The sequence below is a fragment of the Rhizobium sp. PL01 genome (genome assembly GCF_033447125.1).
GTDB lineage: Bacteria > Pseudomonadota > Alphaproteobacteria > Rhizobiales > Rhizobiaceae > Pararhizobium.
Map to the genome: position 1 here is coordinate 45,728 of NZ_JAWQUM010000015.1, position 26,166 is coordinate 71,893.

Sequence of the window (26,166 nt, forward strand, 5' to 3'; positions counted from 1 at the left end):
AGAACACCATGCTGTTTGCGGTTCTGTGCACGGACAAGCCGAATGCCCTGCAGGTGCGGATGGACGCCCGTCCCGAGCACGTCGAGTTTCTGAACGATCTCAATGCCAAGGGCACGCTTGCCTTCGCCGGTCCATTTCTCGACGACGCCGGCAAGCCGAACGGCAGCCTGGTGGTCATTCAGGCGGAGACGATCGACGGCGCACGCGAGATCGCGAGCGCCGATCCCTACGCCAAGGCCGGCCTATTCGCCAATGTCGATATCAAGCCCTGGAACTGGGTCTTCAACAAGCCGGAGGCTTGAGCGTGGGTTACTGGCTTTACAAGTCCGAACCATTCAAATGGTCTTGGGCAATGCAGAAGGATGCGGGCGCCAAGGGAACTGAATGGACCGGCGTGCGCAACTATCTGGCCCGCAACAACATGCGGGCGATGCAGATCGGCGACAAGGGTTTCTTCTACCACTCGAATGAAGGCCTGGAGATCGTCGGGATCACCGAAGTCTGCGCGCTGTCGCATCCGGATTCGACCGCCGAGGGCGATCCCAAATGGGACTGCGTTGATATCCGCGCGGTTTGCGACCTGCCGAACCCGATTTCGCTGAAAGACATCAAGACCAATCCGCGATTTGAGAAGATGGCGCTGGTCACCTCGATGCGGTTGTCGGTGCAACCGGTGACCGAGGAAGAGTATCTGGAAGTCTGCCGGCTTGGCGGGTTGGACAATCCGCCGCGGTGAGTTTTCATACGCTGTTGGGGCGGTTTGTTCTGACAGTAGCCGCTTTATCTCCGTCATTCCTGTGCTTGTCACAGGATTCCAGCCACGCGACGTCCGTCGCGTGAAGGAGTTTTTTCAGCGGCGCAGACGCGCCGCTGCTGGATCCCCGCCACAAGGGCGAGGATGACGGGAAGTTGGGAATGCCTCATACCCAAATCCGTCAACTTGCCAATGACGATGCCCGGAAACCCTACCACCGTGAAAACCGATCCCGAAACCTTCATCCGCGACAACACAGACATCATGACGCCGCCGCATGTGCCGGAGATCCGGCTCTATCTGGCGAGCGAGGCCCATGATCTGTGGCTGAAGACGGAGGAGGAGCTGGAGGAGATTGGCTTGCCGCCGCCGTTCTGGGCGTTTGCCTGGGCAGGCGGGCAGGGGCTGGCGCGTCATATTCTCGATCATCCGGATTTGGTCGCGGGCAAGCGGGTGGTCGATTTCGCCTCCGGTTCGGGGCTGGTGGCGATCGCCGCGATGAAGGCGGGTGCAGCCTGCGTTCTCGCCGTCGATATCGACCCCTGGACCGAAACCGCCATCCGGCTCAATGCCGCGATCAATGGTGTCGAAGTCCTCTCAGCGGCGTCAGATATGATCGGCGCCGGGCGGGATGCGGATGTCTATCTTGCCGGGGACGTCTTCTATGACAAGACGTTTGCCGACCGGATCGTTCCGTGGTTGAGCGCGCTTGCTCAGGACGGTGCCGATGTTCTTGTCGGTGACCCCGGCCGCGCCTATTGCCCGCGTGACCGGATGGAGATGCTGGCAACCTACCAAGTTCCGGTGACCCGGGCGCTGGAGGACAGCGAGGTCAAGAAGACGACGGTCTGGCGGTTTCTGAACGCAGATTTTGGCTGAGGGCTTTTGCGGTCACCTTTCCGTTGGCATGTAATGCAGATTCAGCTGTCCGCCGCTGCGCGTGCTAGCGCGATGTATGCGGCGGCGTGTCTTGTATCGATGTCTTGCAGTGTTTCCAGCTTGATGTGGCGCCGATATTTGCCTTCGCCCGAAAGCATGCCATGCGGATCGGCAAGGGACGCGCCATGGCTGAATTCCAGCGTGACATGGGCCCTGTAGGGAAAGACTCCACAAAAGCCGTCGTTGGATGAGAATAGCACGCCACCATATTTCACCTCTTCGGTGATCGATGGGCCTGCGGCCAGAGCCATGTCGCGCAGGCGCGCGACAATTGGGAAGAGATCTCCGCGATGCTCCCTTACGTCTTGAAGGAAGATTGCAATCTTATCTGTACTCATGTCGCAGTCGATCCGATGACAGCATATTTGAACTCCAGCGCGGGTTCCCGGTCGGAATAGATGTAGAGGGTAACGCCGTTCGGGTCTTTAACCGAAAATCCCCGATCACCCCAGGGATGGTCTTCCGGCGGATTGTACGGGGTCAAGCCGGACCGGATCAGGCCCTGGTACTCGTCATCCACATCCGGCACCCGGAAATTGTAGGTCAGGCCATCGGTCTTGCAGGCCGGTTGACTGCCTTGCGGCTCCATAAACTGCAAGGACAGCCCGTCGCCGAACTCAAGGCTGATGAACCAACCGCAATCGAAGACCAGCCGCGCACCAAGATGGGTCTGGTAGAATGTCCTTGAGGCGGCGACATGCGGTGTGGTGATGCAAGGGGAAGCCGTGGTTGGGCGCATGGTGCTTCTCCTAGATGGAATGTTTGCGGCCGACGTCACGCCGGGGAGGACATGTCGGAGCACAGCTCCACCAGGCAGCCGTTGAGATCGCGAACATAGCCCACCGTCTGTCCCCACGGTTTGATCTCGGGTGGTTTGACCGGAGTGGCGCCGTTGGTAAGCGCCCTGTCCCACGCCGCCTGCGGCTCGACACAGATGAGGGCAAGCTCGAAGCCGGCTGCCAGATCACTCTTGCGGCTTGCGCGGATGGCAAGACCGCTCATTTCCGCCATATCTTCGCTCGCAAAAGCCAGGGTGACCGCGCCTGTTTCCATCTCAGCGTAAAGCTTGCTTTCGTGCAGGAACCGCAGCTCAAGGCCAAACGCCGCCTCGTAGAAGGCGATGGCCGCTGTCACATCCGGCACATAAAGGATGGTATATCCGAACCTTACGGTCATTTTTCCTCGTTGAATTCTATTGCGGCCCGATCATGAAGCACAATGATGGGCCGGTCTTGAACAAACCGGACATCAATCGTGCATTGTCACCACGGTGATATCGGACAGGCGGGCTGGCGACATGCCACCCATGCGGCGAAACACACGGTTCATGTGCGACTGGTCAGAAAAACCCGCTTCCAGAGCCGCATCGGCTGGGCTCAGGCGGTGATCGCGCAACAGGCGCAATGCACGATGAAACTGCAGGATTTGCGCAAAGGCTTTGGGTGGCAGACCAACAGCCGTCGTGAGAATGCGCCGGACGGTGCGATCGGTGATGCCGTGCATCCGGGCGATGTCCTGAATGCGCAACCGTCCGCTGGATGCATGAATAGCGCTGAGAACCTCGCGTGTCTGGGGCAGGGGCCGGTAATCGCTCTGCGCATTGCGGCTGCGAACGAAATTGACGAGACGGGTGAGCAATTCCTCGGTGTTCGCTGCCGGCAGGCAGATCGCGGCGAGGTCGGGGCAAGCAGCAAGTGCCGCGTCGCCAACCAGGTTCCGATCACGAAGGCTGGCGGGTTCCAGTGCCAGTGTTCTGCAGAAATAGCCGGGACGAAGCCGGATCCCGGCAAATCCCATTCCGGGCGTTACGGGTACATCATAATACCCGGTCGCTGGACCAGTCACCGTCACCGTTAAATTCCTGATCGGGCGTTCGCCAGCCGGGAATCTGACGATGATGTCGCATCGCCCGTCAGGCAGAACGCGATAGTCTCCCGCCTGATCGCTGACTGATGACCAGACGGATTCGATCCCGGCATTCAGGTCGGTCAGTTCAGGCCGTTCCGAGTAGCGCGATGAAAGCGTCATGAGGTTCTGTGACATCAATAGAACAGGAAGCCAGCATAAGGGACGCGGCGATTGTGCCGCTCCACATTCGCTTTTCCGCTCATCGTTGCTACAGGCGGCTCGGCGTCATCGCCTGACAACGCAGACGCCGGATTCCCAAGAGCAGGCACGGCCGGCAGTCGATGGCGTCACGCGGATGATCTTGGGCCGCGATGGAGGATAGTTCATGCCGGTATCATCGGAGTAATAGCCGTAACCATTACGCTCCGAGCTGAAATAGGTGCCGTTGCCCGGGTCGGTCCAGGCGGACAGGCCGCCGAAATAGGTGCCGCCATTGGCTTCAGACGGAAAGCCGTCGCCGCCATAGGACCGGCTCCAGCCATTTCTGCCTTGATCGTGCCTGCCTTGATCGCGATAGCTCCGCACGGGGAGGGTGGGGTCGTAGCGATCGCGCCCATATCTCGGTTCGAAATGCCCGCGATTGGCGGTTCGCCGATCGAACTGGAACCTGTCATTGCGGCGATCGTTGCGATAACCGTAGTCGCTACGGGGGCGCCGGTCACGGCGATAATAATGGTGATCTGCGGTGACACCCGAAATGGCTTCCTGCCGGCCACGGTTCGGACGCTGGTCGTGCGACCGTTCGAAATGCGGCCGGCGATGGTTTCTGTCGCCGTTGCGCTCCTGCGCTTCGGCGAAATTGGCAAACGAGAGGATCACAGCCAGGGCCGCGATCAAGACTTTCGTCGCATTCTGCATGCTGATTGGACGCATTTCGTGCAGCCCTCCGGATGACTCTTAACAAATCCTTAACGGCCAATGTGGGGCAGGGACGGCAAAAAGTCACGGATTGCGTTGAATTTTCACGCCTTATCGTTAACGGCTCAGGCGAATCGGGTTCGTCAAGCCGTCAGATTTTTGTCTAATCGATTAAATTGATTTTGCAGTGCAAACACACTTGTCGTTAATCAATATGGTGATTAAACGTCGGCTGACTGAATTGCGCACAATCAGGTGCAATACCGGATGAAAATAGTCCAGTTTTTGGGCATCTTTCCGGGTCTTCCGTGAGGTTCAGATGACGAATGTCACCAAAAGTCGGCCTTTGTCGCCGCATCTACAAATCTATAAGCCAATTCCCACCATGATCATGTCTATTGTGCACCGCATCACTGGATGCGCTTTGTACTTCGGCACGGTCCTCGTCGCATGGTGGCTGATCGCCGCAGCCAGCGGGCCTGAATATTACGACTGGGCCATGTGGGCCTTCGGTACCATCATCGGCCAGCTCATTCTGTTTGGTTATACCTGGGCGCTGGTGCATCATCTGTTCGGCGGTCTCCGGCACTTTGTCTGGGATCTGGGTTACGGCTACGAAAAACACTTCGCGACCAAGCTTGCCATTGCCAATCTGATCGGTTCGGTCGCTGTGACCATATTGATCTGGATCGTCGGCTACATGGTTCGCTGAGAGGACAAGAATTCCATGGATATGCGTACTCCCCTCGGTAAGGTTCGCGGCCTCGGTTCAGCCAAGGAAGGCACCGATCATTTCTGGCGCCAGCGGCTGACGGCCGTTGCCAACGTGCCGTTGATCATCTTCTTCGTGCTGTTCCTGATCAAATACGCCGGCGCCCCCTATGCCGAGGTCGTCGTTGCTCTGTCGAACCCCTTCGTGGCGGTGGTTATGGGGCTGATGGTTATCTCCGGCCTGATCCACATGAAGCTCGGCATGCAGATCGTCATCGAGGACTATGTCCACAACGAAGGCGCCAAGATCGTCCTCGTCATGCTTAATACGTTTTTTGCGATCGCAGTTGGCGGGCTCTGTCTTTTCGCCATCCTGAAGATCGCGTTTGCAGGGTAATTCAAAATGGCACCCACTTCATCGCCGCTCATTAACGGCCACGCCTATGATTATGTCGACCACGCCTATGACGTTATCGTCGTTGGCGCTGGTGGCGCTGGACTGCGCGCCACGCTCGGCATGGCTGAACAGGGCTTCAAGACGGCCTGCATCACCAAGGTTTTCCCGACGCGCTCGCACACGGTCGCGGCCCAGGGCGGCATTGCCGCCTCGCTGACCAACATGACGCCGGACAGCTGGCAGTGGCACCTCTATGACACCGTCAAGGGCTCTGACTGGCTCGGCGACGTCGATGCCATGCAGTACCTGACCATGGAAGCGCCGAAGGCCGTTTACGAGCTGGAACATTACGGCGTTCCGTTCTCGCGCAATGCCGAAGGCAAGATCTACCAGCGGCCGTTTGGCGGCCACATGCAGAATTACGGCGAAGGCCCTCCTGTCCAGCGCACCTGCGCCGTGGCCGACCGTACCGGCCACGCCATCCTGCACACGCTCTATGGCCAGTCGCTGAAGCACAATGCCGAATTCTTCATCGAGTATTTTGCGCTCGACCTGATCATGTCGGATGACGGCAGCCGCTGCACCGGCGTTGTCGCCTGGAACCTCGACGACGGCACGATCCATCGTTTCTCCGCCAAGATGGTTGTTCTGGCGACAGGCGGTTACGGCCGCTCCTATTTCTCGGCAACTTCTGCCCATACCTGCACCGGCGACGGTGGCGGCATGGTGGCACGCGCGGGCCTGCCTTTGCAGGATATGGAATTCGTCCAGTTCCACCCGACCGGTATCTACGGTTCCGGCTGCCTGATCACCGAAGGTGCGCGCGGCGAAGGCGGGTATCTGGTCAATTCCGAAGGCGAGCGCTTCATGGAGCGCTATGCCCCATCGGCCAAGGACCTTGCTTCCCGCGATGTAGTTTCGCGCTGCATGACGCTGGAAATCCGCGAAGGCCGCGGCGTCGGCAAGAACAAGGACCACATCTACCTGCATCTCGACCATCTCGATCCGGCCGTTCTGCATGAGCGTCTGCCGGGCATTTCCGAGAGCGCCAAGATCTTTGCCGGTGTTGATGTAACCCGCGAACCGATCCCGGTTCTGCCAACCGTTCACTACAATATGGGCGGCATTCCGACCAACTATTGGGGCGAAGTGCTGAATGCCGACGGTGAAAATCCGGAACGCATTCTGCCGGGCCTGATGGCTGTTGGTGAGGCCGGTTGCGCCTCGGTGCACGGGGCAAACCGTCTCGGTTCAAACTCGCTGATCGACCTCGTGGTCTTCGGCCGCGCCGCTGCGATCCGTGCCGGCGAGGTTATCGACCGCGCCTCGCCGATCCCGGCGATCAACGAAAAGGCCTGCGAAAAGATCATGACGCGCTTCGACAAGCTGCGTTATGCCGATGGCGGAACGCCGACTGCGGTGCTGCGTGAAAAGATGCAGCGCACCATGCAGGACGACGCCGCCGTGTTCCGCACGCAGGAATCGCTGGAAAGCGGTTGCAAGCGGATGAGCGCGATCTGGCAGGAACTGAGCGACGTCAAGGTCACCGACCGCTCGATGATCTGGAATTCCGATCTGGTCGAAACGCTGGAGCTGGAAAACCTGATGGCCAACGCCATCGTCACCGTCTATGGCGCCGAAGCCCGCAAGGAAAGCCGCGGCAGCCACGCACGCGAAGATTTCGTTGACGGCCCGTTTGCTGGCCGCGACGACGTCAACTGGCGCAAGCATACGCTGTCCTGGGTCAACGAAGCCGGCGAAGTCCGTCTCGACTACCGCCCGGTTCACACCGAACTTCTGGCCGAGGGCATCGATCCGAAAAAGATCGAGCCCAAGGCTCGAGTGTATTAGATGAAAATCGTTGAGCAGGCTGAAGAGATTTTTGAATATTTTTCAAAAATTGCAGGTCTTATCGCGAAAGAAACAGGTAATGTGATCGAGACGGTGGAAGCCCACCGTTTGCATGTCAGCATCGCTTTAAGTGATGAATACAAGCTCGTCCTTTTTGAGCACGATATCGGAACGGATTTCCAAATTCGATTGGAACCTGCAGGCAGACAGGCTTTTTTGGTTGAATTCGGTTTTGGACCGAACCGCCGTTCAAAATTCGCATGTGATAGTGATGGCGAAATATATATTCTGCGGGAGGTGCTTGCGCTTTCCGGTGGCTACAGACCCAACTTCGGTGTGATCGAAGTACAGAGTAAACGCTTCTACGTCATATGCTCCCTAAGTGATTTTATTGGCTCGGAAATTGTTCGTTTCTATGAAGATGCGACGGGGAGAGATCTGCCGCTTTCCGACAAATGGACTGCGGATTATGGTGTCGATAAAGAATACAATCGAGCTGGATGTACCATTATTCCCAAACATCATCCGGTCGCGAAAACGGCAGAAGCCTATCTTAAAGACAACGGTTTCACTTTTCTCCTCGCCACAGGTTGCCGCCCGGATTTCTTTGTTCGAAAGAACGGTCGAACGGCGGTGGTAGAGGTCAAACCTGACCTGAGGCAACAGTCAATAGCGACTGCGATCGGTCAACTGTTGCTTTACAAGTTGCTAGCGTCAAGTGACGACATGATTTTGATCTTGCCTCAAGATGAAGGTTTTGAGGCCATAAAATCTCAAATATCTAAAATAGATTCGCGTATGCTGCTGGTCTCGGTTCCGCCGCAGATAGGAAATCACAATGGTTGAACTCGCTCTCCCCAAGAACTCGACGATGACCGAAGGCAAGGTCTGGCCGAAGCCGGCCGGTGCCACCAATACTCGCGAGTTCCGCATCTATCGCTGGAGCCCGGACGACGGCAAGAACCCGTCGATCGACACGTTCTACATCGATGTCGACGATTGTGGCCCGATGGTTCTCGATGCGCTCCTGTACATCAAGAACAAGATCGACCCGACGCTGACGCTGCGCCGTTCCTGCCGCGAAGGCATTTGCGGTTCCTGCGCCATGAATATCGACGGCACCAACACGCTGGCCTGCACCAAGGGCATGGACGAGGTGAAGGGGACTGTGAAGGTCTACCCGCTGCCGCATATGCCCGTCGTCAAGGATCTGGTTCCGGACCTCACCAACTTCTACGCCCAGCACCGGTCGATCGAGCCCTGGCTGAAGACGGTTTCGCCGACGCCAGCCAAGGAATGGAAGCAGAGCCACGAGGATCGCCAGAAGCTCGACGGTCTTTACGAGTGCATCCTCTGCGCCTGCTGTTCCGCCTCGTGCCCCAGCTACTGGTGGAACGGCGACCGCTATCTCGGCCCGGCTGTGCTTTTGCAGGCCTATCGCTGGCTGATCGACAGCCGCGACGAAGCCAAGGGCGAGCGTCTCGACAACCTCGAAGATCCCTTCCGCCTCTACCGTTGCCACACGATCATGAACTGCGCCCAGACCTGTCCGAAAGGCTTGAACCCGGCCAAGGCCATTGGCGAAATCAAGAAGATGATGGTGGAGCGTCGGGTCTGATAATGTGTGAGGCGGTTTGATCGTTGGGGCTAGGTGTTTCAGCCTCCTTTTATCAACCGATATGTAGATCGGCATGTGTTGAGAGTTGAAGCCGGTCGCAGCAGAACGTTGCGGTCGGCTTTTACGGAAAAGCGCATCTCACGCGCGTAGCCGATTGAAAGGGGTTCGAAGTCTCGCCAGCTTGCAAAGCAAGTGGTTTCGTATTCGTCTGGAAGGCTGACGAAATCACGCTTCTGATCAGAGATACAAAATTGATGCCGCCGGTTGCTTGGCTGACGCATAATTCGCAAAAAGTTCGAACGCCTTCTGGTAGGCCGCGACGTCTTTCAAGTCGGACCCTTCGCCAAGCCGTTCGAGGTCTTTATAGGCCTGCAGTAACATATCCACGAATGAGAATCCGGAACTCAGGTCTTCTGGCTCGACCCCGGCATGCTCCGCGCCATGCTGATAGAGGCGCTGTGTCGCCGCCCGCTGCTCCATCCACTCGACAGACGTGGTTTTTTCTTCGTAGCTGACCTTATCGAGCTAAACCGCTCCTGCCTTGCCGACAGCCATGTGATTAGAAGGCTCCGATGTGAACGTTTCCGCCAGCCGTATGGGGCCAGCATAGAGCCCCATGGCAAACCCTTGTTGATTTGCCATGATGGAAGCCGCCATATCCTTTTCCTCCTTTGAAAAAAGACCGGTGGTGTCGGTGCGCATCGTATTCAAAGCACGACGATCCAAATCGCCGAGGGCAGAATACGAATCTTTGCCCTCAAAACTATTATAATCAAATGGTTGACCATTTTCCGCCATTTGGGCGTATCGCATGTCGATCGCCTTATGCGCCGCTTGCGCAACCTCCGTCTTTGTCTTTCCCGAAGAGAACGGCTCTGCCGCTGGATCACTCACAGCGAGGGCCAAATTGTTGGATGAAAATCCTAGCCGGGCCGGCATGTAAATTTCGAAGCCATTCGGCTGCGCAGTCATGAAGCTATCGGATATGGGGGCTAATTTGCCAAAGCTATCATATATCCCAATGTCACCGTGCCCATCATCAGGCTCAGTGCCGTCATAGGAGGGGGCTGCTGCAACTAAATTCCCGGAATTGGCCAACTCTCTGGTCGATACGAGCCGGCTGGCGGTTTGAATGATTGAGTAGCTTACATTTCTAATATCCATCCCATACTCCTCCGTGAGCGTCTCGCTTTAGAGGGGAATGCTTGCCTCAATCTGTCGTTATGGTTGAAAGTAAGCGGCATATTATAACCGAGCCTTTAAGAGTTCTAAGTTTGGGATCGGCTTCTATCGAAGGAGGTGCCCTTCATCTCGTTCGGCTGTTACAGTTCTATTCGGCGTTACCTTGAGGGTTGTCACCCTGCACGACCATAACCGGTTGGGTGGATGTTGTTGCGTATCCCAAATGCTCCGGCAACTTCCCAGGGCAGCGCGCGTAACCGTTTCAATCCTGCCACAGGTCTTAAAGATTCCGGTGCATCTTGATTTTAAAGTTAGTTTTAAGCTAATTCCGCCTATATTCCCCTGGACAACGCGTTAGCAGAGATGATCGGGAGCTTAAATATGCGGACAATACATGCAGTCGCGGGACTGGCCGTGGTGCTGGCGCTGGCTGGATGTCAGAGGACGTCCATGACCGATTTCAGCAACAACAACACGTCGCCGTCTCCCGTGCAGGCGCAGCCTGTGGCGACCGTCTCGTCCGGCCAGCTTGCTGCGCCCGGCGATACATCGCAGTTTCCGGCAGCCCCGGTCAGCGGCACGGCTGCAGTCGGCGGCGTCACGACACCCGGCGGGACCGAGGTTGCGGCGGCGACCAACGCGCTTGACGTCACCAAGGAATCGATGGTCGGCAACTGGCGTGTCTCGAATGCGGGCGCTTCCTGCGACATGTTCCTGACGCTCACCAATCTCGGCAGCGGCTCACGCGGCGGTACGCGCGGTTGCGCTGGCGAACTGACGGCGATGGGCTCCTGGGAAGTGGCCGGCAAGCAGGTCGTGCTCAAGGATCGCAACGGCAATCCGCTCGCCCGTCTGTTCAAGACGGCCGATGCGCGCTTTGACGGCTCGACCAATGGCGGCCAGTCGGTCAGCCTCAGCCGCTAATCATCAGCCCGGCTTGAGCCGGGCTTTTTCTTGCCGTCGTCTCCGACACCAGAGCGGTCCAGCGCGTGCCAAATCCCGAAGACAGTATTTCCCGAAAACTTGAAGCCATGATCGCGGCGGGAACGTTGACGCGCGATCCGGCGCAGCTTGTCATCGCCAAGCGCCTGGATCACCTTTCATCGGAGCTGGCCGCCAGCCGCGCCCAGCGCAAGTCGAATGCGCTCGGATGGCTGTTTGCCTCGCGCAAGAACGAGCATCCGCCGCTGAAGGGGCTCTATCTCTACGGCGGCGTCGGGCGTGGCAAAACCATGCTGATGGATCTGTTCTTCGAGACAGTGCCGATCCAGCGCAAGCGGCGGGCGCATTTCCATGAATTCATGGCCGATGTGCACGAGCGCATCTTCAAGCACCGGCAGAAGCTGAAAAATGGCGAGACGCGCCAGGCTGATCCGATGCCGCCGGTTGCTGCGGAAATTTTTGCCGAGGCCCGTCTTCTCTGCTTCGATGAATTCTCCGTTACCGATATTGCTGACGCTATGATTCTGTCGCGGCTGTTCGGAGAATTGTTTTCAAAAGGCTGCGTGCTGGTCGCGACATCGAATGTCGAGCCGGGAAACCTCTACAAGGACGGCCTCAATCGCGGCCTGTTCCTCCCGTTCATCGACCTGTTGAAAGCGCATACCGATATCGTGCCGCTGGATACGACGACGGATTACCGGCTGGCGAAGATCGAGGGCCTGCCGGTCTGGTCGTCGCCGCTGGGACCGGAAGCCGACGCCGAACTCGACAACGCCTGGAAATTGGCGACGGCGGGGCTGACGGTGCATTCCGCCGAAGTGGCGTTCAAGGGGCGCAAGATCGTTGTGCCGAAGGCTGCCGGCGAGTGTGCCCGGTTCTCGTTTGCCGATCTTTGCGAAAAACCGCTTGGGGCGGCCGATTATCTTGCCATTCTCTCGCAGTACCGGACGATCTTCGTCGAGCATATTCCGCATCTCGGCCCCGAGCGCCGCAACGAGACCAAGCGGTTCATCATGCTGGTCGACACGATCTACGATCATGGTGCCCGGTTGTTTGCCTCGGCCGCTTCAACGCCGATCGATCTGCTGACCGCGAAAAAAGGCACCGAGGGGTTTGAATTTGACCGCACGGTGTCGCGGCTGATCGAGCTGCAGAGCAAGGAATACGCCGCAAACCACCATGCCAATTCTGCTGTTTTGTGACACATTCGCGACGCGTTATCTTACGTTTACGTAAGAATTTTATGATCTAACCGATTGAAATTGCTCTATCCAAAAGTATCGGTTGATATTTTAGTTTTTGAAGTTTAATTCCTTGCGCCGAAGGTTTGCCACAGCTCGCGCTTGAGGCGCCACGTCAGGCCTTGTCAGATTTGATCGCAAAGGAAGCACTTTCATGGCGCGCAACAAGATCGCACTTATTGGTTCTGGAATGATTGGTGGCACGCTGGCGCATCTCGCCGGCCTGAAAGAACTGGGCGACATCGTCCTGTTCGACATTGCCGACGGCATCCCGCAGGGCAAGGGTCTCGATATCGCTCAGTCCTCTCCCGTCGAAGGCTTCAACGCCAACCTGACCGGTGCCAGCGACTATTCCGCAATCGAAGGCGCCGATGTCTGCATCGTCACCGCCGGTGTTGCCCGCAAGCCCGGCATGAGCCGCGACGACCTGCTCGGTATCAACCTCAAGGTCATGGAACAGGTCGGCGCCGGCATCAAGAAGTATGCCCCGAACGCCTTCGTCATCTGCATCACCAACCCGCTCGACGCGATGGTCTGGGCGCTGCAGAAGTTCTCCGGCCTGCCGAAGAACATGGTCGTCGGCATGGCCGGCGTGCTCGATAGCTCGCGTTTCCGCCTGTTCCTGTCGCAGGAATTCAACGTTTCCGTCCAGGACGTCACTGCCTTCGTTCTCGGCGGCCATGGCGACACGATGGTGCCGCTCGCACGCTACTCGACCGTTGGCGGCATTCCGCTGACCGATCTGGTCAAGATGGGCTGGGTCACCAAGGAGCGCCTCGAAGAAATCATCCAGCGCACCCGTGACGGCGGCGCCGAAATCGTCGGTCTGCTCAAGACCGGTTCGGCCTACTATGCACCGGCTGCGTCGGCGATCGAAATGGCTGACTCCTTCCTCAAGGACAAGAAGCGCGTGCTTCCGGCTGCCGCCTATCTGTCCGGCCAGTACGGCGTCAAGGACATGTATGTCGGCGTTCCGACGATCATCGGTGCCGGTGGTATCGAGCGCATCATCGAAGTCGAATTCAACAAGGCCGAGCAGGAAGCCTTCGAAAAGTCTGTCGCTTCGGTGGCAAGCCTTTGCGAAGCCTGCGTCGCCATCGCTCCCAGCCTGAAGTAACGGCACCTCACGTCATTGCCATCAGGCTTAAACAGGAAATTTCCCGATGAACATTCATGAATATCAAGCCAAGGCTCTGTTGAAGACCTTTGGCGCACCGGTTGCGGAAGGTGTTGCCATCTTCTCCGCCGATGAAGCCGAAGCGGCTGCAAAGTCGCTTCCAGGCCCGCTCTACGTCGTCAAGAGCCAGATCCATGCTGGTGGCCGCGGCAAGGGCAAGTTCAAGGAACTCGGCCCGGATGCCAAGGGCGGCGTTCGCCTGGCATTCTCCATCGAAGAAGCCAAGGCGCATGCCAAGGACATGATGGGCAACACGCTGGTAACCGCGCAGACCGGTGAAGCCGGCAAGCAGGTCAACCGCCTCTACATCGAAGACGGCGCGGACATTGCCCGCGAACTTTACCTCTCGCTGCTGGTTGATCGTTCGGTCGGCCGCGTTGCCTTCGTGGTTTCCACCGAAGGCGGCATGGACATCGAGGCTGTCGCTCATGACACGCCGGAGAAGATCCACACCATCGCCATCGATCCGGAAGCCGGTGTGACGGACGCTGACGTCGCTGCGATCTCCAAGGCTCTCGAGCTTTCGGGCGCTGCTGCAGAAGACGCAAAGTCGCTCTTCCCGATCCTCTACAAGGCCTTCAACGAGAAGGACATGGCGCTGCTCGAGGTCAATCCGCTGATCGTCATGAAAAACGATCATCTGCGCGTTCTCGATGCCAAGATGTCGTTCGACGGCAACGCGATCTTCCGTCACGACGACGTCAAGGCGCTGCGCGACGAGAGCGAAGAAGATGCCAAGGAAATCGAGGCCTCCAAGTGGGATCTCGCCTACGTTGCTCTCGACGGCAACATCGGCTGCATGGTCAACGGCGCTGGTCTTGCGATGGCGACGATGGACATCATCAAGCTTTACGGCAAAGAGCCGGCAAACTTCTGTGACGTCGGCGGCGGCGCCGGCAAGGAGAAGGTTGCTGCAGCCTTCAAGATCATCACTGCCGACCCGAAGGTCGAAGGCATTCTGGTCAACATCTTCGGCGGCATCATGAAATGCGATGTCATCGCTGAAGGCGTTGTCGCTGCCGTGCAGGAAGTCGGCCTCAAGGTTCCGCTCGTCGTGCGCCTCGAAGGTACCAATGTCGAGCTCGGCAAGAAGATCCTGAATGAGTCGGGTCTCGCGATCACGGCGGCTGACGACTTGGACGATGCGGCCAAGAAGATCGTCGCTGCGATCAACGCCTAATTTTAAGGACCGAATTCATGTCTATTCTCGTCAACAAGAATACCAAGGTCCTGGTTCAGGGCCTGACCGGCAAGACCGGTACATTCCACACCGAACAGGCGCTTGCTTACTACGGCACGCAGATGGTCGGTGGTATCCATCCGAACAAGGGCGGCGAAACCTGGACCGGATCGAAGGGCGAAAGCCTGCCGATCTTTTCAACGGTTGCCGAAGCCAAAGAACGCACCGGCGCCGACGCGACCGTGATCTACGTGCCGCCGGCAGGCGCTGCTGACGCGATCATCGAAGCGATCGAAGCAGAAGTGCCGTTCATCACCTGCATCACCGAAGGCATCCCGGTCATGGACATGGTCCGCGTCAAGGCTCGCCTCGACCGCTCCAAGTCGCGCCTGCTGGGGCCGAACTGCCCGGGTATCCTGACACCGGAAGAATGCAAGATCGGCATCATGCCGGGCTCGATCTTCCGCAAGGGTTCAGTCGGTATCGTTTCGCGCTCCGGCACGCTGACCTATGAAGCCGTGTTCCAGACGTCGAACGAAGGCCTCGGCCAGACGACGGCTGTCGGCATCGGCGGCGACCCGGTCAAGGGCACGGAATTCATCGACGTGCTGGAAATGTTCCTCGCCGACGAAGCCACGACCTCGATCATCATGATCGGCGAAATCGGCGGTTCGGCTGAAGAAGACGCCGCACAGTTCCTGATCGACGAAGCCAAGAAGGGCCGCAGGAAGCCGATGGCAGGCTTCATCGCTGGCCGGACCGCTCCGAAGGGCCGCACCATGGGCCATGCCGGTGCTGTGGTTTCCGGTGGCAAGGGCGATGCAGAATCGAAGATCGCCGCCATGGAACAGGCCGGCATCCGCGTGTCGCCTTCCCCGGCACGCCTCGGCACGACGCTGGTCGAAGTCCTCAAGGGCTGAGACGGCACACCGATAACGTGACCGGGCTTCCCATTGCGGATGGCCCGGTCCGCACCATCTGATGACGTGAAGGCGCATTCGGCGCTTTGAAAATGCGGTTTACCGGGGCCCACACCCGGCAGAGTTAACAAGTCAGGAGGCGGACGGACAGGTCCGCGGAACACCATGGCAAGGCAAGAAGCCAACGAGCAATTTCAGCTGACATCGTTCCTCGATGGAGCGAATGCCGGCTATATCGATCAGCTCTATGCGCGCTACGAAAACGATCCGTCGTCGGTCTCCGGTGAGTGGCAGTCGTTCTTCAAGGCGCTGCAGGAGCAGCCTGAAGACGTCATCAAGGCCGCCAAGGGCGCTTCCTGGAAGAAGCCGCATTGGCCGATCCCGGCCAGCGGCGATCTGGTCTCGGCGCTGGATGGCGACTGGGGCACGGTCGAAAAGGTCATCGAAAAGAAGGTGCAGGCGAAGGCCGAGGCACAGGCCGTTGCAACCGGGGTTGCCGCTGCACCCGCCGATGTTCACCAGTCGACCCGCGACAGTGTCCGGGCGATCATGCTGATCCGCGCCTACCGCATGCGTGGCCATCTGCATGCCAAGCTGGACCCGCTGGCGATTGCTGCACCGGTCGAGGACTATCACGAGTTGTCGCCGTCAAACTACGGTTTTGGCCCGGAAGACATGGACCGCCCGATCTTCATCGACAATGTGCTGGGTCTCGAATACGCGACCCTGCGCGAGATCGTCGATATCCTCGAGCGCACCTATTGCTCGACGCTCGGCGTCGAGTTCATGCACATCTCCGATCCGGAAATCAAAGGCTGGATCCAGGAGCGCATCGAAGGCCCGGACAAGGGCGTCGAATTCACTGCGGAAGGCAAGAAGGCCATTCTGCAGAAGCTGATCGAAGCCGAAGGTTTCGAACAGTTCATCGACGTCAGGTACAAGGGCACCAAGCGCTTCGGTCTCGACGGCGGTGAATCGCTGATCCCCGCGCTGGAGCAGATCATCAAGCGCGGCGGCCAGGAAGGCCTGAAGGAAATCATCCTCGGCATGGCCCATCGCGGCCGTCTGAACGTCTTGACCAACGTCATGGGCAAGCCGCACCGCGCGGTGTTCCACGAGTTCAAGGGCGGTTCTGCCGCTCCGGACGATGTCGAAGGTTCGGGCGACGTGAAGTACCATCTGGGTGCCTCCTCGGACCGCGAGTTCGATGGCAACAAGGTGCATCTGTCGTTGACGGCTAACCCGTCGCATCTGGAAATCGTCAATCCTGTGGTCATGGGCAAGGCTCGCGCCAAGCAGGACCAGATGGCGAAGATCTTCGAAGGCGACGTCATTCCGCTGTCCGAGCGGGCACAGGTCATGCCGCTCCTGCTGCATGGCGATGCTGCCTTCGCTGGCCAGGGCGTCACGGCTGAAATTCTCGGCCTGTCGGGTCTGCGCGGTCACCGCGTTGCCGGTACCGTGCATTTCATCATCAACAACCAGATCGGTTTCACCACCAATCCGGCCTTCTCGCGCTCGTCACCCTATCCGTCCGATGTTGCCAAGATGATCGAAGCGCCGATCTTCCACGTCAACGGCGACGATCCGGAAGCGGTCGTCTACGCCGCCAAGATCGCCACCGAATACCGGATGAAGTACCACAAGCCTGTCGTCATCGACATGTTCTGCTATCGCCGCTTCGGCCATAACGAAGGCGATGAGCCGTCGTTCACGCAGCCAAAGATGTACAAGGTTATCCGCGCCCACAAGACGGTCGTGCAGATCTATGGCGCACGCCTGATCGCCGAAGGTTTGATCACCGAAGGCGAACTGGAAATGATGCGGGCCGACTGGCGCGCGCGTCTGGAACAGGAGTTCGAGGCAGGGCAGTCCTACAAGCCGAACAAGGCTGACTGGCTAGACGGCGTCTGGTCGGGGCTTCGCGCTGCCGACAACCAGGATGAGCAGCGCCGCGGCAAGACCTCGGTGCCGATGAAGGTGCTGAAGGATGTCGGCCGCAAGCTGTCGGAAGTTCCGGCCGGCTTCAACGCCCACAAGACCATCCAGCGCTTCATGGACGGCCGTGCCAACATGGTGACGACCGGTGAAGGCATCGACTGGGCGATGGCAGAAGCGCTTGCATTCGGCACGCTCTGCGTCGAAGGCACCAAGATCCGCCTTTCGGGTCAGGATTGCGAACGCGGCACGTTCTCGCAGCGCCATTCGGTTCTCTACGATCAGGAAACCGAAGACCGCTATATCCCGCTTGCCAACCTGTCGCCGACCCAGGCTCGTTACGAAGTCATCAACTCGATGCTTTCGGAAGAAGCTGTGCTTGGTTTCGAATATGGCTATTCGCTGGCCCGTCCGAATGCGCTGACCCTGTGGGAAGCCCAGTTCGGCGACTTCGCCAACGGTGCGCAGGTTGTGTTCGACCAGTTCATCTCGTCGGGCGAACGCAAGTGGCTGCGCATGTCGGGTCTCGTCTGCCTTCTGCCGCATGGTTATGAAGGTCAGGGCCCGGAGCACTCGTCGGCCCGCCTCGAGCGCTGGCTGCAGATGTGCGCCGAAGACAACATGCAGGTTGCCAACGTCACGACGCCGTCCAACTATTTCCACATCCTGCGCCGCCAGGTGAAGCGCGACTTCCGCAAGCCGCTGATCATGATGACGCCGAAGTCACTGCTGCGCCACAAGCGCGCTGTGTCCTCGCTGTCGGAAATGGCTGGCGAGAGCTCGTTCCACCGTCTGCTCTGGGACGATGCCGAGGTCATCAAGGACGGCCCGATCAAGCTGCAGAAGGATGCCAAGATCCGCCGCGTCGTGCTCTGCACCGGCAAGGTCTATTACGACCTGTTGGAAGAGCGCGAAAAGCGCGGCATCGACGATGTCTACCTGTTGCGCGTCGAACAGCTCTATCCGTTCCCGGCCAAGGCGCTCATCAACGAGCTGTCCCGTTTCCGCAATGCGGAAATGGTCTGGTGCCAGGAAGAGCCGAAGAACATGGGCGCCTGGTCGTTCATCGACCCGTATCTGGAATGGGTGCTTGCCCATATCGATGCGAAGTACCAGCGCGTGCGTTACACCGGCCGTCCGGCTGCCGCCTCTCCGGCGACGGGCCTGATGTCCAAGCATCTCGCCCAGCTTGCCGCATTCCTCGAAGACGCTCTCGGGGGCTGAGAAACGGGAGGCTGAAAGGCCTCCCTCTTTTGCCTCTTCAGAAACAGACACCCGATCAACGGACGACAAAATATCATGGCCACAGAAATCCGCGTTCCCACTCTGGGCGAATCCGTCAGCGAAGCCACCATCGGTACCTGGTTCAAGAAGGTTGGCGATACCGTCAAGGCTGATGAGCCGCTGCTTGAACTTGAAACCGACAAGGTGACGATCGAAGTGCCGTCGCCCGCCGCCGGCGTCCTGTCCGAAATCGTTGCTGCTGCCGGCGAAACCGTCGGCCTCGGCGCGCTGCTCGGCAATATCGCTGCTGGCGCCGCAGGAGCAGCTGCTCCGGCTGTTGCCGAAAAGAAGGTTGCTGAACCCACTGCTGCTGCACCGGCAGCCGCTGCTGCAGCGGCTGCCGCCACGCCAGTCGCTTCTGCCATGCCGGCAGCGCCTGCTGCTGCCAAGATGCTGGCTGAAAACAATCTCTCGGCCGATCAGGTCGATGGTTCCGGCAAGCGCGGTCAGGTGCTGAAGGGCGATGTCATCGCTGCTGTTGCCAAGGGTATTTCGGCGCCTGCCGTGTCCGAGCCGGTCAAGGCCGTATCGCGCGGTCCGTCGTCGACAGAGGATGCGCCGCGCGAAGAGCGCGTCAAGATGACCCGTCTGCGCCAGACCATCGCCCGCCGCCTCAAGGATGCGCAGAACACCGCTGCCATGCTCACCACCTATAACGAGGTGGATATGTCGGCCGTGATGGCGCTGCGTACCAAGTACAAGGACATCTTCGAGAAGAAGCACGGCGTCAAGCTGGGCTTCATGGGCTTCTTCACCAAGGCAGTGACGCATGCCCTGAAGGAAATTCCTTCGGTCAATGCCGAGATTGACGGCACTGACATCATCTACAAGAACTTCTGCCATATCGGCATGGCCGTCGGTACCGACAAGGGTCTCGTCGTCCCGGTTATCCGCGATGCCGACGAAATGTCGATTGCCGAAGTCGAGAAGGATCTCGGCCGTCTCGCCAAGCTCGCCCGCGATGGAGCACTCTCTATGGCTGACATGCAGGGCGGCACGTTCACGATCACCAATGGTGGTGTCTACGGCTCGCTGATGTCCTCGCCGATCCTGAATGCACCGCAGTCGGGTATTCTCGGCATGCACAAGATCCAGGACCGTCCGGTCGTCGTCGGTGGTCAGATCGTCATCCGTCCGATGATGTATCTCGCTCTGTCCTACGATCACCGCATCGTCGACGGCAAGGAAGCCGTGACCTTCCTCGTGCGCGTCAAGGAAAGCCTGGAAGATCCGGAACGTCTCGTTCTCGATCTGTAATAATCTCGACTGGCGTAAAAGCCGCTCATCCGGCCCTCTTATAGGAAATGGGGGCGGCCGCCTTCTCCCCGCGTGCGGGGAGAAGGGACAAGCGGCAAGCTCTGTCGTCCCCGCTCCCCGCGAGCGGGGAGAGGGCTAGGGTGAGGGGCCGTTTCGCTATGCGACCGCGGCTCGCAGTTTGGGTCGATTGGCGGCAAACCTAGGGAAGATTTTTCAGTGGACGCGACACAGCTGGCAGTATCGCCTTTCATCACGCTTCTCGCCTGGAGCGTCGTGCTGCTCGCCGTCCATATTGGCTTGCAGAGCATCCCCGCCACACTGGAACTCGGCTCGGCATGGAACGCTGGTCCGCGTGACGATCGCCAGGAACCGTCGGGCGTGTTTGCCGGACGCGCGGAACGGGCTTTTGCAAACTTCCGTGAAACCTATCCGGCCTTCATCGGGCTGTCGTTGTCGCTCGCCATCGTCGGCGATCTCACCGGCTGGGGGCTGATCGGCGCATGGTTGTGGCTCGTCTGCCGGATCGTCTATATCCCGCTGTATCTCGCCGGCATTCCCTATGTCCGTTCGCTCGTCTGGGTCGGATCGCTGGTCGGCTTGCTCATCATGACCGGCGTGCTTATCTTCTCGTAGGCGTAGCGTTCGCAATATTACCGGAGACATGCCGTGCATCCCTATCTGTTCGAACTGGCCTCGTTGATGGCGATCTTCGCCTTCGCTATCGTTTCCCCCGGTGCGGACCTTGCCATGGTCATGCGTCAGTCGCTGGTGAATGGCCGCCGGTCGGCGATCATCACATCCTTCGGTGTCGGCACATCGCTGATGTTCCATGTGACCTATACGATCCTTGGCCTCGGGCTGATCATCTCGCAGTCGATCTACCTGTTCAACATCGTCAAATGGTGCGGTGTCGCTTACCTTCTCTACATCGGCATCAAGTCGCTGCGGGCCGGCAAGACGGATATGACCGTACAGGCGGAAGGCAGTGATACGACTGGCAAGCAGCAGTCGGGCCTGAAAGCCTTCGGCCTCGGCTTTGCTGCCAACGCGCTGAACCCGAAGCCGGTGTTCTTCTTCCTGTCGATCTTCTCGACGGTGGTCAACGCTCACACCCCGATCATGATCAAGTTCAGCTATGGCCTGGTCATGGCCAGCTGCCTCATCCTCTGGTTTGTCGGTGTCAGCATGTTCATGACGACGCCGAAGATGCGCGCCGCCTTCTCGCGTGCCAGCCAGTGGATCGACCGTGCCAGCGGCTTGGTCTTCATTGCGCTCGGCCTCAAGCTCGCCACGGAAAAGGCTGCCTGAGCATGCGCGTTGCCGCTTTCTCATCGATATTGTGCGCAGTGCTGGCGGTCTCGCCGGCAGTTGCGGCCGATTGCCTGCAGGGGCAGGCAATCTATGGCGATGCGGATGGCGCTTATGAGCTGCGGTTCGAGCCGGTCGGTTCGCAGAGCGCCGCCACCAGCAATCATTTCAAGATCAAGGTCGCCAAGACCGATCTGGTGCTCGACGGTATCGTCATGCAGTCGGGCGAGCCCATGCGGCCGAATGGCATGATCATGCACAAATGCCCCGAGGGGGATATCACAGGCGAGGATATCGCCGCCTGCACGATCTGGCAGGGTGTGATCTATTCGGTCAGTGCTGACGGCAAGGTTGCCAACCTGCCGGAGGAGGGGGCCGTGGCAGCAACGCAAGTGCTGCTGCCCGATTTCGGCCCGGCCGTGCGCAATTCGTCGATCTGGGGCAAGGCCACGGTCGCGCCCTGGGATGCGCTTGCTTTCAAGGAGTGTGCGCAATGATCAGTGATCTGCCCGTTCTTCTGGTTACCGGCGGCAGCCGCGGCATCGGTGCTGCCATCTGCCTGTCTGCAGCCGAACAGGGCTGGGCCGTTGCCGTCAACTATTCATCGAACCGCCCTGCAGCCGATGCCGTCGTGTCGGCAATCGAAGCGGCTGGCGGTAGAGCCGCCGCGGTTGAAGGCGACGTCGGCAGCGAAGCCGGCATCCATGCGATCTTTGCCGTGATCGACAAGGCGTTCGGCCGTCTGGATGGTCTGGTCAACAATGCCGGCATCGTCGGCGTGCCGGCACGGATCGACGAGATCACCCCGGACCGGTTGGAACGCATGCTGCGTGTCAACGTGTCCGGTTCGATCCTCTGTGCCGCAGCCGCCGTCCGGCGCATGTCGGTGCGCCATGGCGGCAAGGGCGGCGTCATCGTCAATATTTCCTCGATGGCCGCCGTTCTCGGATCGGCCGGGCAATATGTCGACTATGCCGCCTCCAAGGGTGCGATCGATACGTTTACAGTCGGCCTGGCACGCGAGGTCGTTTCGGACGGCATCCGCGTCAATGCGGTGCGGCCCGGCGTCATCGATACGGATATCCACGCCTCCGGCGGGCTTCCGGACCGTGCCCGTGAACTCGGGCCGACCATTCCCATGAAACGGCCGGGCACTGCGCAAGAAGTCGCCGATGCCGTTCTCTATCTTCTCTCCCCTTCGTCGTCCTATGTCACGGGCGCCATTCTCAACGTCAGCGGCGGACGCTAGCCGCTCTCAGGAAGGACCATTCAAATGGCTTATGATCTCATCGTTATCGGTACCGGCCCCGGCGGCTATGTCTGCGCCATCAAGGCGGCACAGCTTGGCCTCAAGGTCGGCGTCATCGAAAAGCGCGCCACCTATGGCGGCACTTGCCTCAACATCGGCTGCATTCCATCCAAGGCGCTGCTGCATGCGTCGGAAGTCTTCCACCAGGTTGGCCACGGCATCGATGCGCTCGGCGTTGAGGTTTCCGCACCGAAGCTGAACCTTGGCAAGATGCTTGCCCATAAGGACGCGACCGTTAAGTCGAACGTCGATGGCGTCGCCTTCCTGTTCAAGAAGAACAAGATCGATGCCTTCCAGGGCACCGGCAAGGTGGTTGGCGAAGGCAAGGTCTCCGTCACCAACGACAAGGGTGAAGAGCAGATCATCGAAACCAAGAACGTGGTCATTGCCACCGGTTCCGACGTTGCCGGCATCCCGGGCGTTGACGTTGCGATCGACGAGAAGATCATCATTTCCTCGACTGGCGGTCTGTCGCTGGAAAAGGTTCCGGGCACCATGGTCGTGGTCGGCGGTGGCGTCATCGGCCTAGAGCTCGGCTCGGTCTGGTCGCGCCTCGGCGCCAAGGTCACCGTTGTCGAGTATCTCGATACCATCCTCGGCGGCATGGACGGCGAAGTCTCCAAGCAGTTCCAGCGCATGCTGGCCAAGCAAGGCATCGATTTCAAGCTCGGCGCCAAGGTGACCGGCGTTGAAAAGTCCGGCAATGGCGCCAAGGTGACGTTCGAGCCGGTCAAGGGCGGCGACGCTGCGACCATCGATGCCGATGTCGTTCTGATCGCCACCGGCCGCAAGCCGTTCACCGATGGCCTGGGTCTTGCCGAAGCTGGCGTCGTCATGGACACGCGCGGCCGCGTCGAGATCGATCACCACTTCATGACCAACGTTCCCGGCATCTATGCTCTGGGTGACGTCGTTCGCGGCCCGATGCTGGCCCACAAGGCGGAAGACGAAGGCGTTGCTGTTGCCGAGATCATTGCCGGTCAGGCCGGTCATGTGAACTATGACGTCATCCCGAGCGTCGTTTACACCCAGCCGGAAGTCGCTTCCGTCGGCAAGACCGAGGAAGAGCTGAAGGCTGCAGGCGTCGCCTACAAGGTCGGCAAGTTCCCGTTCACCGCCAACGGCCGCGCCCGCGCCATGCTGGAAACGGATGGGTTCGTGAAGATCCTTGCCGACAAGGAAACCGATCGTGTTCTCGGCGGCCATATCGTCGGCTTCGGCGCTGGCGAAATGATCCACGAAATCACCGTTCTGATGGAATTCGGTGGCTCTTCGGAAGATCTCGGCCGGACCTGCCATGCCCATCCGACCATGTCGGAAGCGGTGAAGGAAGCCGCTCTCGCCACCTTCTTCAAGCCGATCCATATGTAAGAAAATCTGCTTAGAATGTAAGAAAATCCAAGGGGCCGTGACAATCGGCCCCTTTGCGGCTCCTGAGCGTGCGGTCTAGGATCGGTGCATTCAAGGAGTGCTGCCTATGCCCCCACGCCCCCACGCCGTTCCGGTCAACCTACCGAATCCGGCACTACCATTGGCCGATTGGGCGGATTGTTACGAGCTTCTGGTGCCGGGTCAAGCGACCACCGCCATCTCTGCGGCCAAGCGCGCATTGGGTGATTTTCCAGCCTGGGTTCGTGCCCTGATGTGGCTGCGAAACGTCATTGTCAGTCCATTCGGTCTGAAGGGCTCAGGTGCCTGCCCGGACGGCAAGGTGCAGATGATCGGCTTTTTTCCGGTGATTTCGCAGTCAAGCGAACGGGCCGTTCTCGGCTTCGACGATACCCATCTGGATTTCCGCATTGTCATCGATGTTCGTCAGGCCGGCGAGCTTGCCCAAAGGGTCAGCGTGACGACGCTGGTGCGCCGCAAGATCCTGCTCGGAAAAATCTATATCGCCGTAATTACCCCTTTTCACCGGCTGATCGTCAAGACGATGCTGGCGCGGCTCGCTCGCCCTGTGACAGCTGTAGGCTGATCTTTCCGGCCGCTGGATATTCTCATATTGCCTGTTGGCGGACCCTTGCAAAACCGCGGTTCTGCGCCATTTTTCCTTATCGGCGCAACCAGTGCCGGTGGCCCAAGGCAGGTATTCGTGGCATCCGATTTCAGCGCGCCCAAACTTTCCGGCCCAAAAACGTCGACGGTTATCCGGCGTATCAGCTACGAGGCGGGGCAGAACCTGCGGCTGATTACGGCCGGCGTCGCGGTGTTCATCATCCTGCTTCTGGGCGCGTCCTTCTGGGTGTCCAAGAAGGGCCAAGAGGCAGACGAGGCCGTCGCCCGCACCGTCCATAACGAGCGTCTGATCTCTGTCGTGCAGTCCCAGCTCCAGGATGCGGAAATCGGCCAGCGCGGTTATCTTCTGACCGGCGATCCGTTCTACCTCGAGCCCTATGACAAGGCTGTGGGCGCGATCAGTGCCAGCGTGGAGAGCCTTGCAACCGGGGTTTCCGACAATCGCCGCCAGGACGGCAATATTGCGGTGCTGCGATCGCTGAGCACACAGAAACTGTCGGAACTACGCCAGACCGTCGAGCACCGCCGTGCTGGCGATGAGGCCGCGGCCGTCTCGGTGCTGCGCAACGGTCAGGGCAAGGTTTTAATGGACGGGGTGCGCGACGTCCTTCAACGCATGCGCACGGAAGAGGAAAGCCTGATGACGGTGCGCGCCAATCAGGCGCGGCGAGCCGGATTCATACTGGAGATGATGGTGATCGGGCTGGCGCTCCTGACGGCACTCATGGGCGTGATCGCGGTGCGGGCGACGCTGCGGCGCGCACGATCAGCGGAGGCATCGCGCGATGAGTTGCTGCAGCATCTCGACCGCAAGCTGCTGGCCATCATGGCGGCCGATATCGTCGGCTACAGCCGGATGATGGAGGGTGATGAGGCCCAGACCCTGTCGCGGCTCAAGGACGTGCGCGATCGCATCGATCCGATCATTGCCAATCATAGCGGCAGCATCGTCACCACGGCGGGCGACAGTGTGCTCGTTGCCTTTGCCAGCGCCCTGTCGGCGATCGATTGTGCGGTGGAGATCCAAGGGTCGATGGCGGCCGACAATGGTGAACTGCCGGAGGACCAGCATCTGATGTTCCGCATCGGCATCAATGTCGGCGATGTCATTGTGCAGGATGGGGATGTGTTTGGTGACACGGTCAATGTGGCGGCCCGGCTAGAGCCGATGGCGGATCCCGGCGGCATCTGCATATCACGCGCGGTGCGCGATCATATCCGCAAGCAGCGGCACTTGAACTTCGACGATCTGGGCTTCCTCAAGGTGAAGAACATCGCCCACCCGGTCAGCGCCTTCCGGGTGCGGTTCGATCCGGCAACTCACGCTGCCGGAATGCTGACCTGATGGCGGCGACGCCGGCAACCGGCGTCGCGCT

At 59.4% G+C, this 26,166-nt stretch carries 29 protein-coding genes; 22 read left to right on the forward strand and 7 right to left on the reverse strand.

What is annotated here, in order from left to right; all coding sequences use genetic code 11:
• Nucleotides 1-8 precede the first annotated feature (8 nt).
• From R6X40_RS27890 to R6X40_RS27900, 3 genes are all read left to right on the forward strand, one after another.
• The gene (locus tag R6X40_RS27890) at nucleotides 9-302 is read left to right on the forward strand and encodes a YciI-like protein (RefSeq protein ID WP_318418020.1); all 294 of its coding nucleotides are present in this window, start codon (nucleotides 9-11) and stop codon (nucleotides 300-302) included.
• A gap of 2 nt (nucleotides 303-304) precedes the next feature.
• Complete coding sequence (locus R6X40_RS27895) at nucleotides 305-736, forward strand: EVE domain-containing protein (protein ID WP_318418022.1); 432 nt, start codon at nucleotides 305-307, stop codon at nucleotides 734-736.
• Between the two features lie 237 nt (nucleotides 737-973).
• A complete protein-coding gene (locus R6X40_RS27900) occupies nucleotides 974-1,633 on the forward strand; it encodes a methyltransferase (RefSeq protein WP_318418024.1) in 660 nt (219 codons plus the stop codon).
• A gap of 41 nt (nucleotides 1,634-1,674) precedes the next feature.
• Here the strand turns inward: R6X40_RS27900 and R6X40_RS27905 are convergent, their stop codons facing one another.
• The 5 genes from R6X40_RS27905 to R6X40_RS27925 all read right to left on the reverse strand — a co-directional run bounded on the left by R6X40_RS27905 (nucleotide 1,675) and on the right by R6X40_RS27925 (nucleotide 4,474).
• Nucleotides 1,675-2,031, reverse strand: coding sequence for a DUF1801 domain-containing protein (locus tag R6X40_RS27905; RefSeq protein WP_318418026.1), 357 nt, complete (start codon nucleotides 2,029-2,031; stop codon nucleotides 1,675-1,677).
• Complete coding sequence (locus R6X40_RS27910) at nucleotides 2,028-2,432, reverse strand: VOC family protein (RefSeq protein WP_318418028.1); 405 nt, start codon at nucleotides 2,430-2,432, stop codon at nucleotides 2,028-2,030. Before R6X40_RS27910 ends, R6X40_RS27905 begins: the two co-directional genes overlap by 4 nt.
• Nucleotides 2,433-2,467: 35 nt before the next feature.
• Nucleotides 2,468-2,869, reverse strand: coding sequence for a VOC family protein (locus R6X40_RS27915; RefSeq protein WP_318418030.1), 402 nt, complete (start codon nucleotides 2,867-2,869; stop codon nucleotides 2,468-2,470).
• 72 nt (nucleotides 2,870-2,941) lie between these two features.
• Nucleotides 2,942-3,721, reverse strand: a complete 780-nt coding sequence (locus tag R6X40_RS27920; RefSeq protein WP_318418031.1) for a helix-turn-helix transcriptional regulator — start codon at nucleotides 3,719-3,721, stop codon at nucleotides 2,942-2,944.
• Nucleotides 3,722-3,826: 105 nt separating this feature from the next.
• Nucleotides 3,827-4,474, reverse strand: a complete 648-nt coding sequence (locus R6X40_RS27925) for a hypothetical protein (protein WP_318418033.1) — start codon at nucleotides 4,472-4,474, stop codon at nucleotides 3,827-3,829.
• Nucleotides 4,475-4,778: 304 nt separating this feature from the next.
• Here R6X40_RS27925 and sdhC point away from each other — a divergent pair, with 304 nt between their 5' ends.
• The 5 genes from sdhC to R6X40_RS27950 are packed head-to-tail and all read left to right on the forward strand — an operon-like array spanning nucleotide 4,779 to nucleotide 9,036.
• Nucleotides 4,779-5,171, forward strand: a complete 393-nt coding sequence (gene sdhC / locus R6X40_RS27930; RefSeq protein ID WP_318418035.1) for a succinate dehydrogenase, cytochrome b556 subunit — start codon at nucleotides 4,779-4,781, stop codon at nucleotides 5,169-5,171.
• Between the two features lie 15 nt (nucleotides 5,172-5,186).
• Entirely contained in the window at nucleotides 5,187-5,567 is a 381-nt protein-coding gene (gene sdhD / locus R6X40_RS27935; RefSeq protein WP_318418036.1) for a succinate dehydrogenase, hydrophobic membrane anchor protein, read from the forward strand.
• Nucleotides 5,568-5,573: 6 nt separating this feature from the next.
• Nucleotides 5,574-7,418 carry a succinate dehydrogenase flavoprotein subunit gene (sdhA, locus tag R6X40_RS27940; RefSeq protein ID WP_318418038.1) on the forward strand — a complete coding sequence of 615 codons (1,845 nt, stop codon included), beginning with the start codon at nucleotides 5,574-5,576 and terminating at the stop codon, nucleotides 7,416-7,418.
• Nucleotides 7,419-8,264 carry a hypothetical protein gene (locus R6X40_RS27945; protein WP_318418040.1) on the forward strand — a complete coding sequence of 282 codons (846 nt, stop codon included), beginning with the start codon at nucleotides 7,419-7,421 and terminating at the stop codon, nucleotides 8,262-8,264.
• Entirely contained in the window at nucleotides 8,257-9,036 is a 780-nt protein-coding gene (locus tag R6X40_RS27950; protein WP_037097354.1) for a succinate dehydrogenase iron-sulfur subunit, read from the forward strand. Before R6X40_RS27945 ends, R6X40_RS27950 begins: the two co-directional genes overlap by 8 nt.
• Before the next feature lie 237 nt (nucleotides 9,037-9,273).
• Here R6X40_RS27950 and R6X40_RS27955 read toward each other — a convergent pair whose 3' ends face one another.
• A complete protein-coding gene (locus R6X40_RS27955) occupies nucleotides 9,274-9,516 on the reverse strand; it encodes a hypothetical protein (protein WP_318418043.1) in 243 nt (80 codons plus the stop codon).
• Between the two features lie 45 nt (nucleotides 9,517-9,561).
• Nucleotides 9,562-10,200 (reverse strand): hypothetical protein, encoded by a 639-nt coding sequence (locus R6X40_RS27960; protein ID WP_318418044.1) that lies wholly within the window; start codon nucleotides 10,198-10,200, stop codon nucleotides 9,562-9,564.
• A gap of 399 nt (nucleotides 10,201-10,599) precedes the next feature.
• Here R6X40_RS27960 and R6X40_RS27965 point away from each other — a divergent pair, with 399 nt between their 5' ends.
• From R6X40_RS27965 to R6X40_RS28030, 14 genes are all read left to right on the forward strand, one after another.
• Nucleotides 10,600-11,142 carry a protease inhibitor Inh/omp19 family protein gene (locus R6X40_RS27965; RefSeq protein WP_318418046.1) on the forward strand — a complete coding sequence of 181 codons (543 nt, stop codon included), beginning with the start codon at nucleotides 10,600-10,602 and terminating at the stop codon, nucleotides 11,140-11,142.
• Between the two features lie 107 nt (nucleotides 11,143-11,249).
• Entirely contained in the window at nucleotides 11,250-12,362 is a 1,113-nt protein-coding gene (gene zapE, locus R6X40_RS27970; RefSeq protein ID WP_412178480.1) for a cell division protein ZapE, read from the forward strand.
• A gap of 193 nt (nucleotides 12,363-12,555) precedes the next feature.
• A complete protein-coding gene (gene mdh, locus R6X40_RS27975; protein WP_318418048.1) occupies nucleotides 12,556-13,518 on the forward strand; it encodes a malate dehydrogenase in 963 nt (320 codons plus the stop codon).
• A gap of 46 nt (nucleotides 13,519-13,564) precedes the next feature.
• Nucleotides 13,565-14,758 carry an ADP-forming succinate--CoA ligase subunit beta gene (sucC, locus tag R6X40_RS27980; protein ID WP_318418051.1) on the forward strand — a complete coding sequence of 398 codons (1,194 nt, stop codon included), beginning with the start codon at nucleotides 13,565-13,567 and terminating at the stop codon, nucleotides 14,756-14,758.
• A 17-nt stretch (nucleotides 14,759-14,775) separates the two neighbouring features.
• On the forward strand, nucleotides 14,776-15,678 hold the full coding sequence (sucD, locus tag R6X40_RS27985; RefSeq protein ID WP_318418053.1) for a succinate--CoA ligase subunit alpha: 903 nt from the start codon (nucleotides 14,776-14,778) through the stop codon (nucleotides 15,676-15,678).
• 165 nt (nucleotides 15,679-15,843) lie between these two features.
• Nucleotides 15,844-18,840, forward strand: coding sequence for a 2-oxoglutarate dehydrogenase E1 component (locus tag R6X40_RS27990; RefSeq protein WP_318418055.1), 2,997 nt, complete (start codon nucleotides 15,844-15,846; stop codon nucleotides 18,838-18,840).
• Nucleotides 18,841-18,915: 75 nt separating this feature from the next.
• Entirely contained in the window at nucleotides 18,916-20,157 is a 1,242-nt protein-coding gene (odhB, locus tag R6X40_RS27995) for a 2-oxoglutarate dehydrogenase complex dihydrolipoyllysine-residue succinyltransferase (RefSeq protein ID WP_318418057.1), read from the forward strand.
• Nucleotides 20,158-20,373: 216 nt separating this feature from the next.
• The gene (locus R6X40_RS28000; protein WP_318418059.1) at nucleotides 20,374-20,790 is read left to right on the forward strand and encodes an MAPEG family protein; all 417 of its coding nucleotides are present in this window, start codon (nucleotides 20,374-20,376) and stop codon (nucleotides 20,788-20,790) included.
• A gap of 33 nt (nucleotides 20,791-20,823) precedes the next feature.
• Nucleotides 20,824-21,465 (forward strand): LysE family translocator, encoded by a 642-nt coding sequence (locus R6X40_RS28005; protein ID WP_318418062.1) that lies wholly within the window; start codon nucleotides 20,824-20,826, stop codon nucleotides 21,463-21,465.
• Between the two features lie 2 nt (nucleotides 21,466-21,467).
• Entirely contained in the window at nucleotides 21,468-21,962 is a 495-nt protein-coding gene (locus R6X40_RS28010; RefSeq protein WP_318418064.1) for a hypothetical protein, read from the forward strand.
• Nucleotides 21,962-22,714, forward strand: coding sequence for an SDR family oxidoreductase (locus R6X40_RS28015; RefSeq protein WP_318418215.1), 753 nt, complete (start codon nucleotides 21,962-21,964; stop codon nucleotides 22,712-22,714). The genes R6X40_RS28010 and R6X40_RS28015 overlap by 1 nt, the downstream gene beginning before the upstream one ends.
• A 24-nt stretch (nucleotides 22,715-22,738) precedes the next feature.
• Nucleotides 22,739-24,145 (forward strand): dihydrolipoyl dehydrogenase, encoded by a 1,407-nt coding sequence (lpdA, locus tag R6X40_RS28020; RefSeq protein WP_318418066.1) that lies wholly within the window; start codon nucleotides 22,739-22,741, stop codon nucleotides 24,143-24,145.
• A gap of 106 nt (nucleotides 24,146-24,251) precedes the next feature.
• Nucleotides 24,252-24,749: a DUF2867 domain-containing protein gene (locus tag R6X40_RS28025; RefSeq protein WP_318418068.1), complete on the forward strand. Its 498-nt coding sequence runs from the start codon at nucleotides 24,252-24,254 to the stop codon at nucleotides 24,747-24,749.
• A 117-nt stretch (nucleotides 24,750-24,866) separates the two neighbouring features.
• The gene (locus R6X40_RS28030) at nucleotides 24,867-26,135 is read left to right on the forward strand and encodes a CHASE3 domain-containing protein (protein ID WP_318418070.1); all 1,269 of its coding nucleotides are present in this window, start codon (nucleotides 24,867-24,869) and stop codon (nucleotides 26,133-26,135) included.
• The last annotated feature ends 31 nt before the right edge of the window (nucleotides 26,136-26,166 follow it).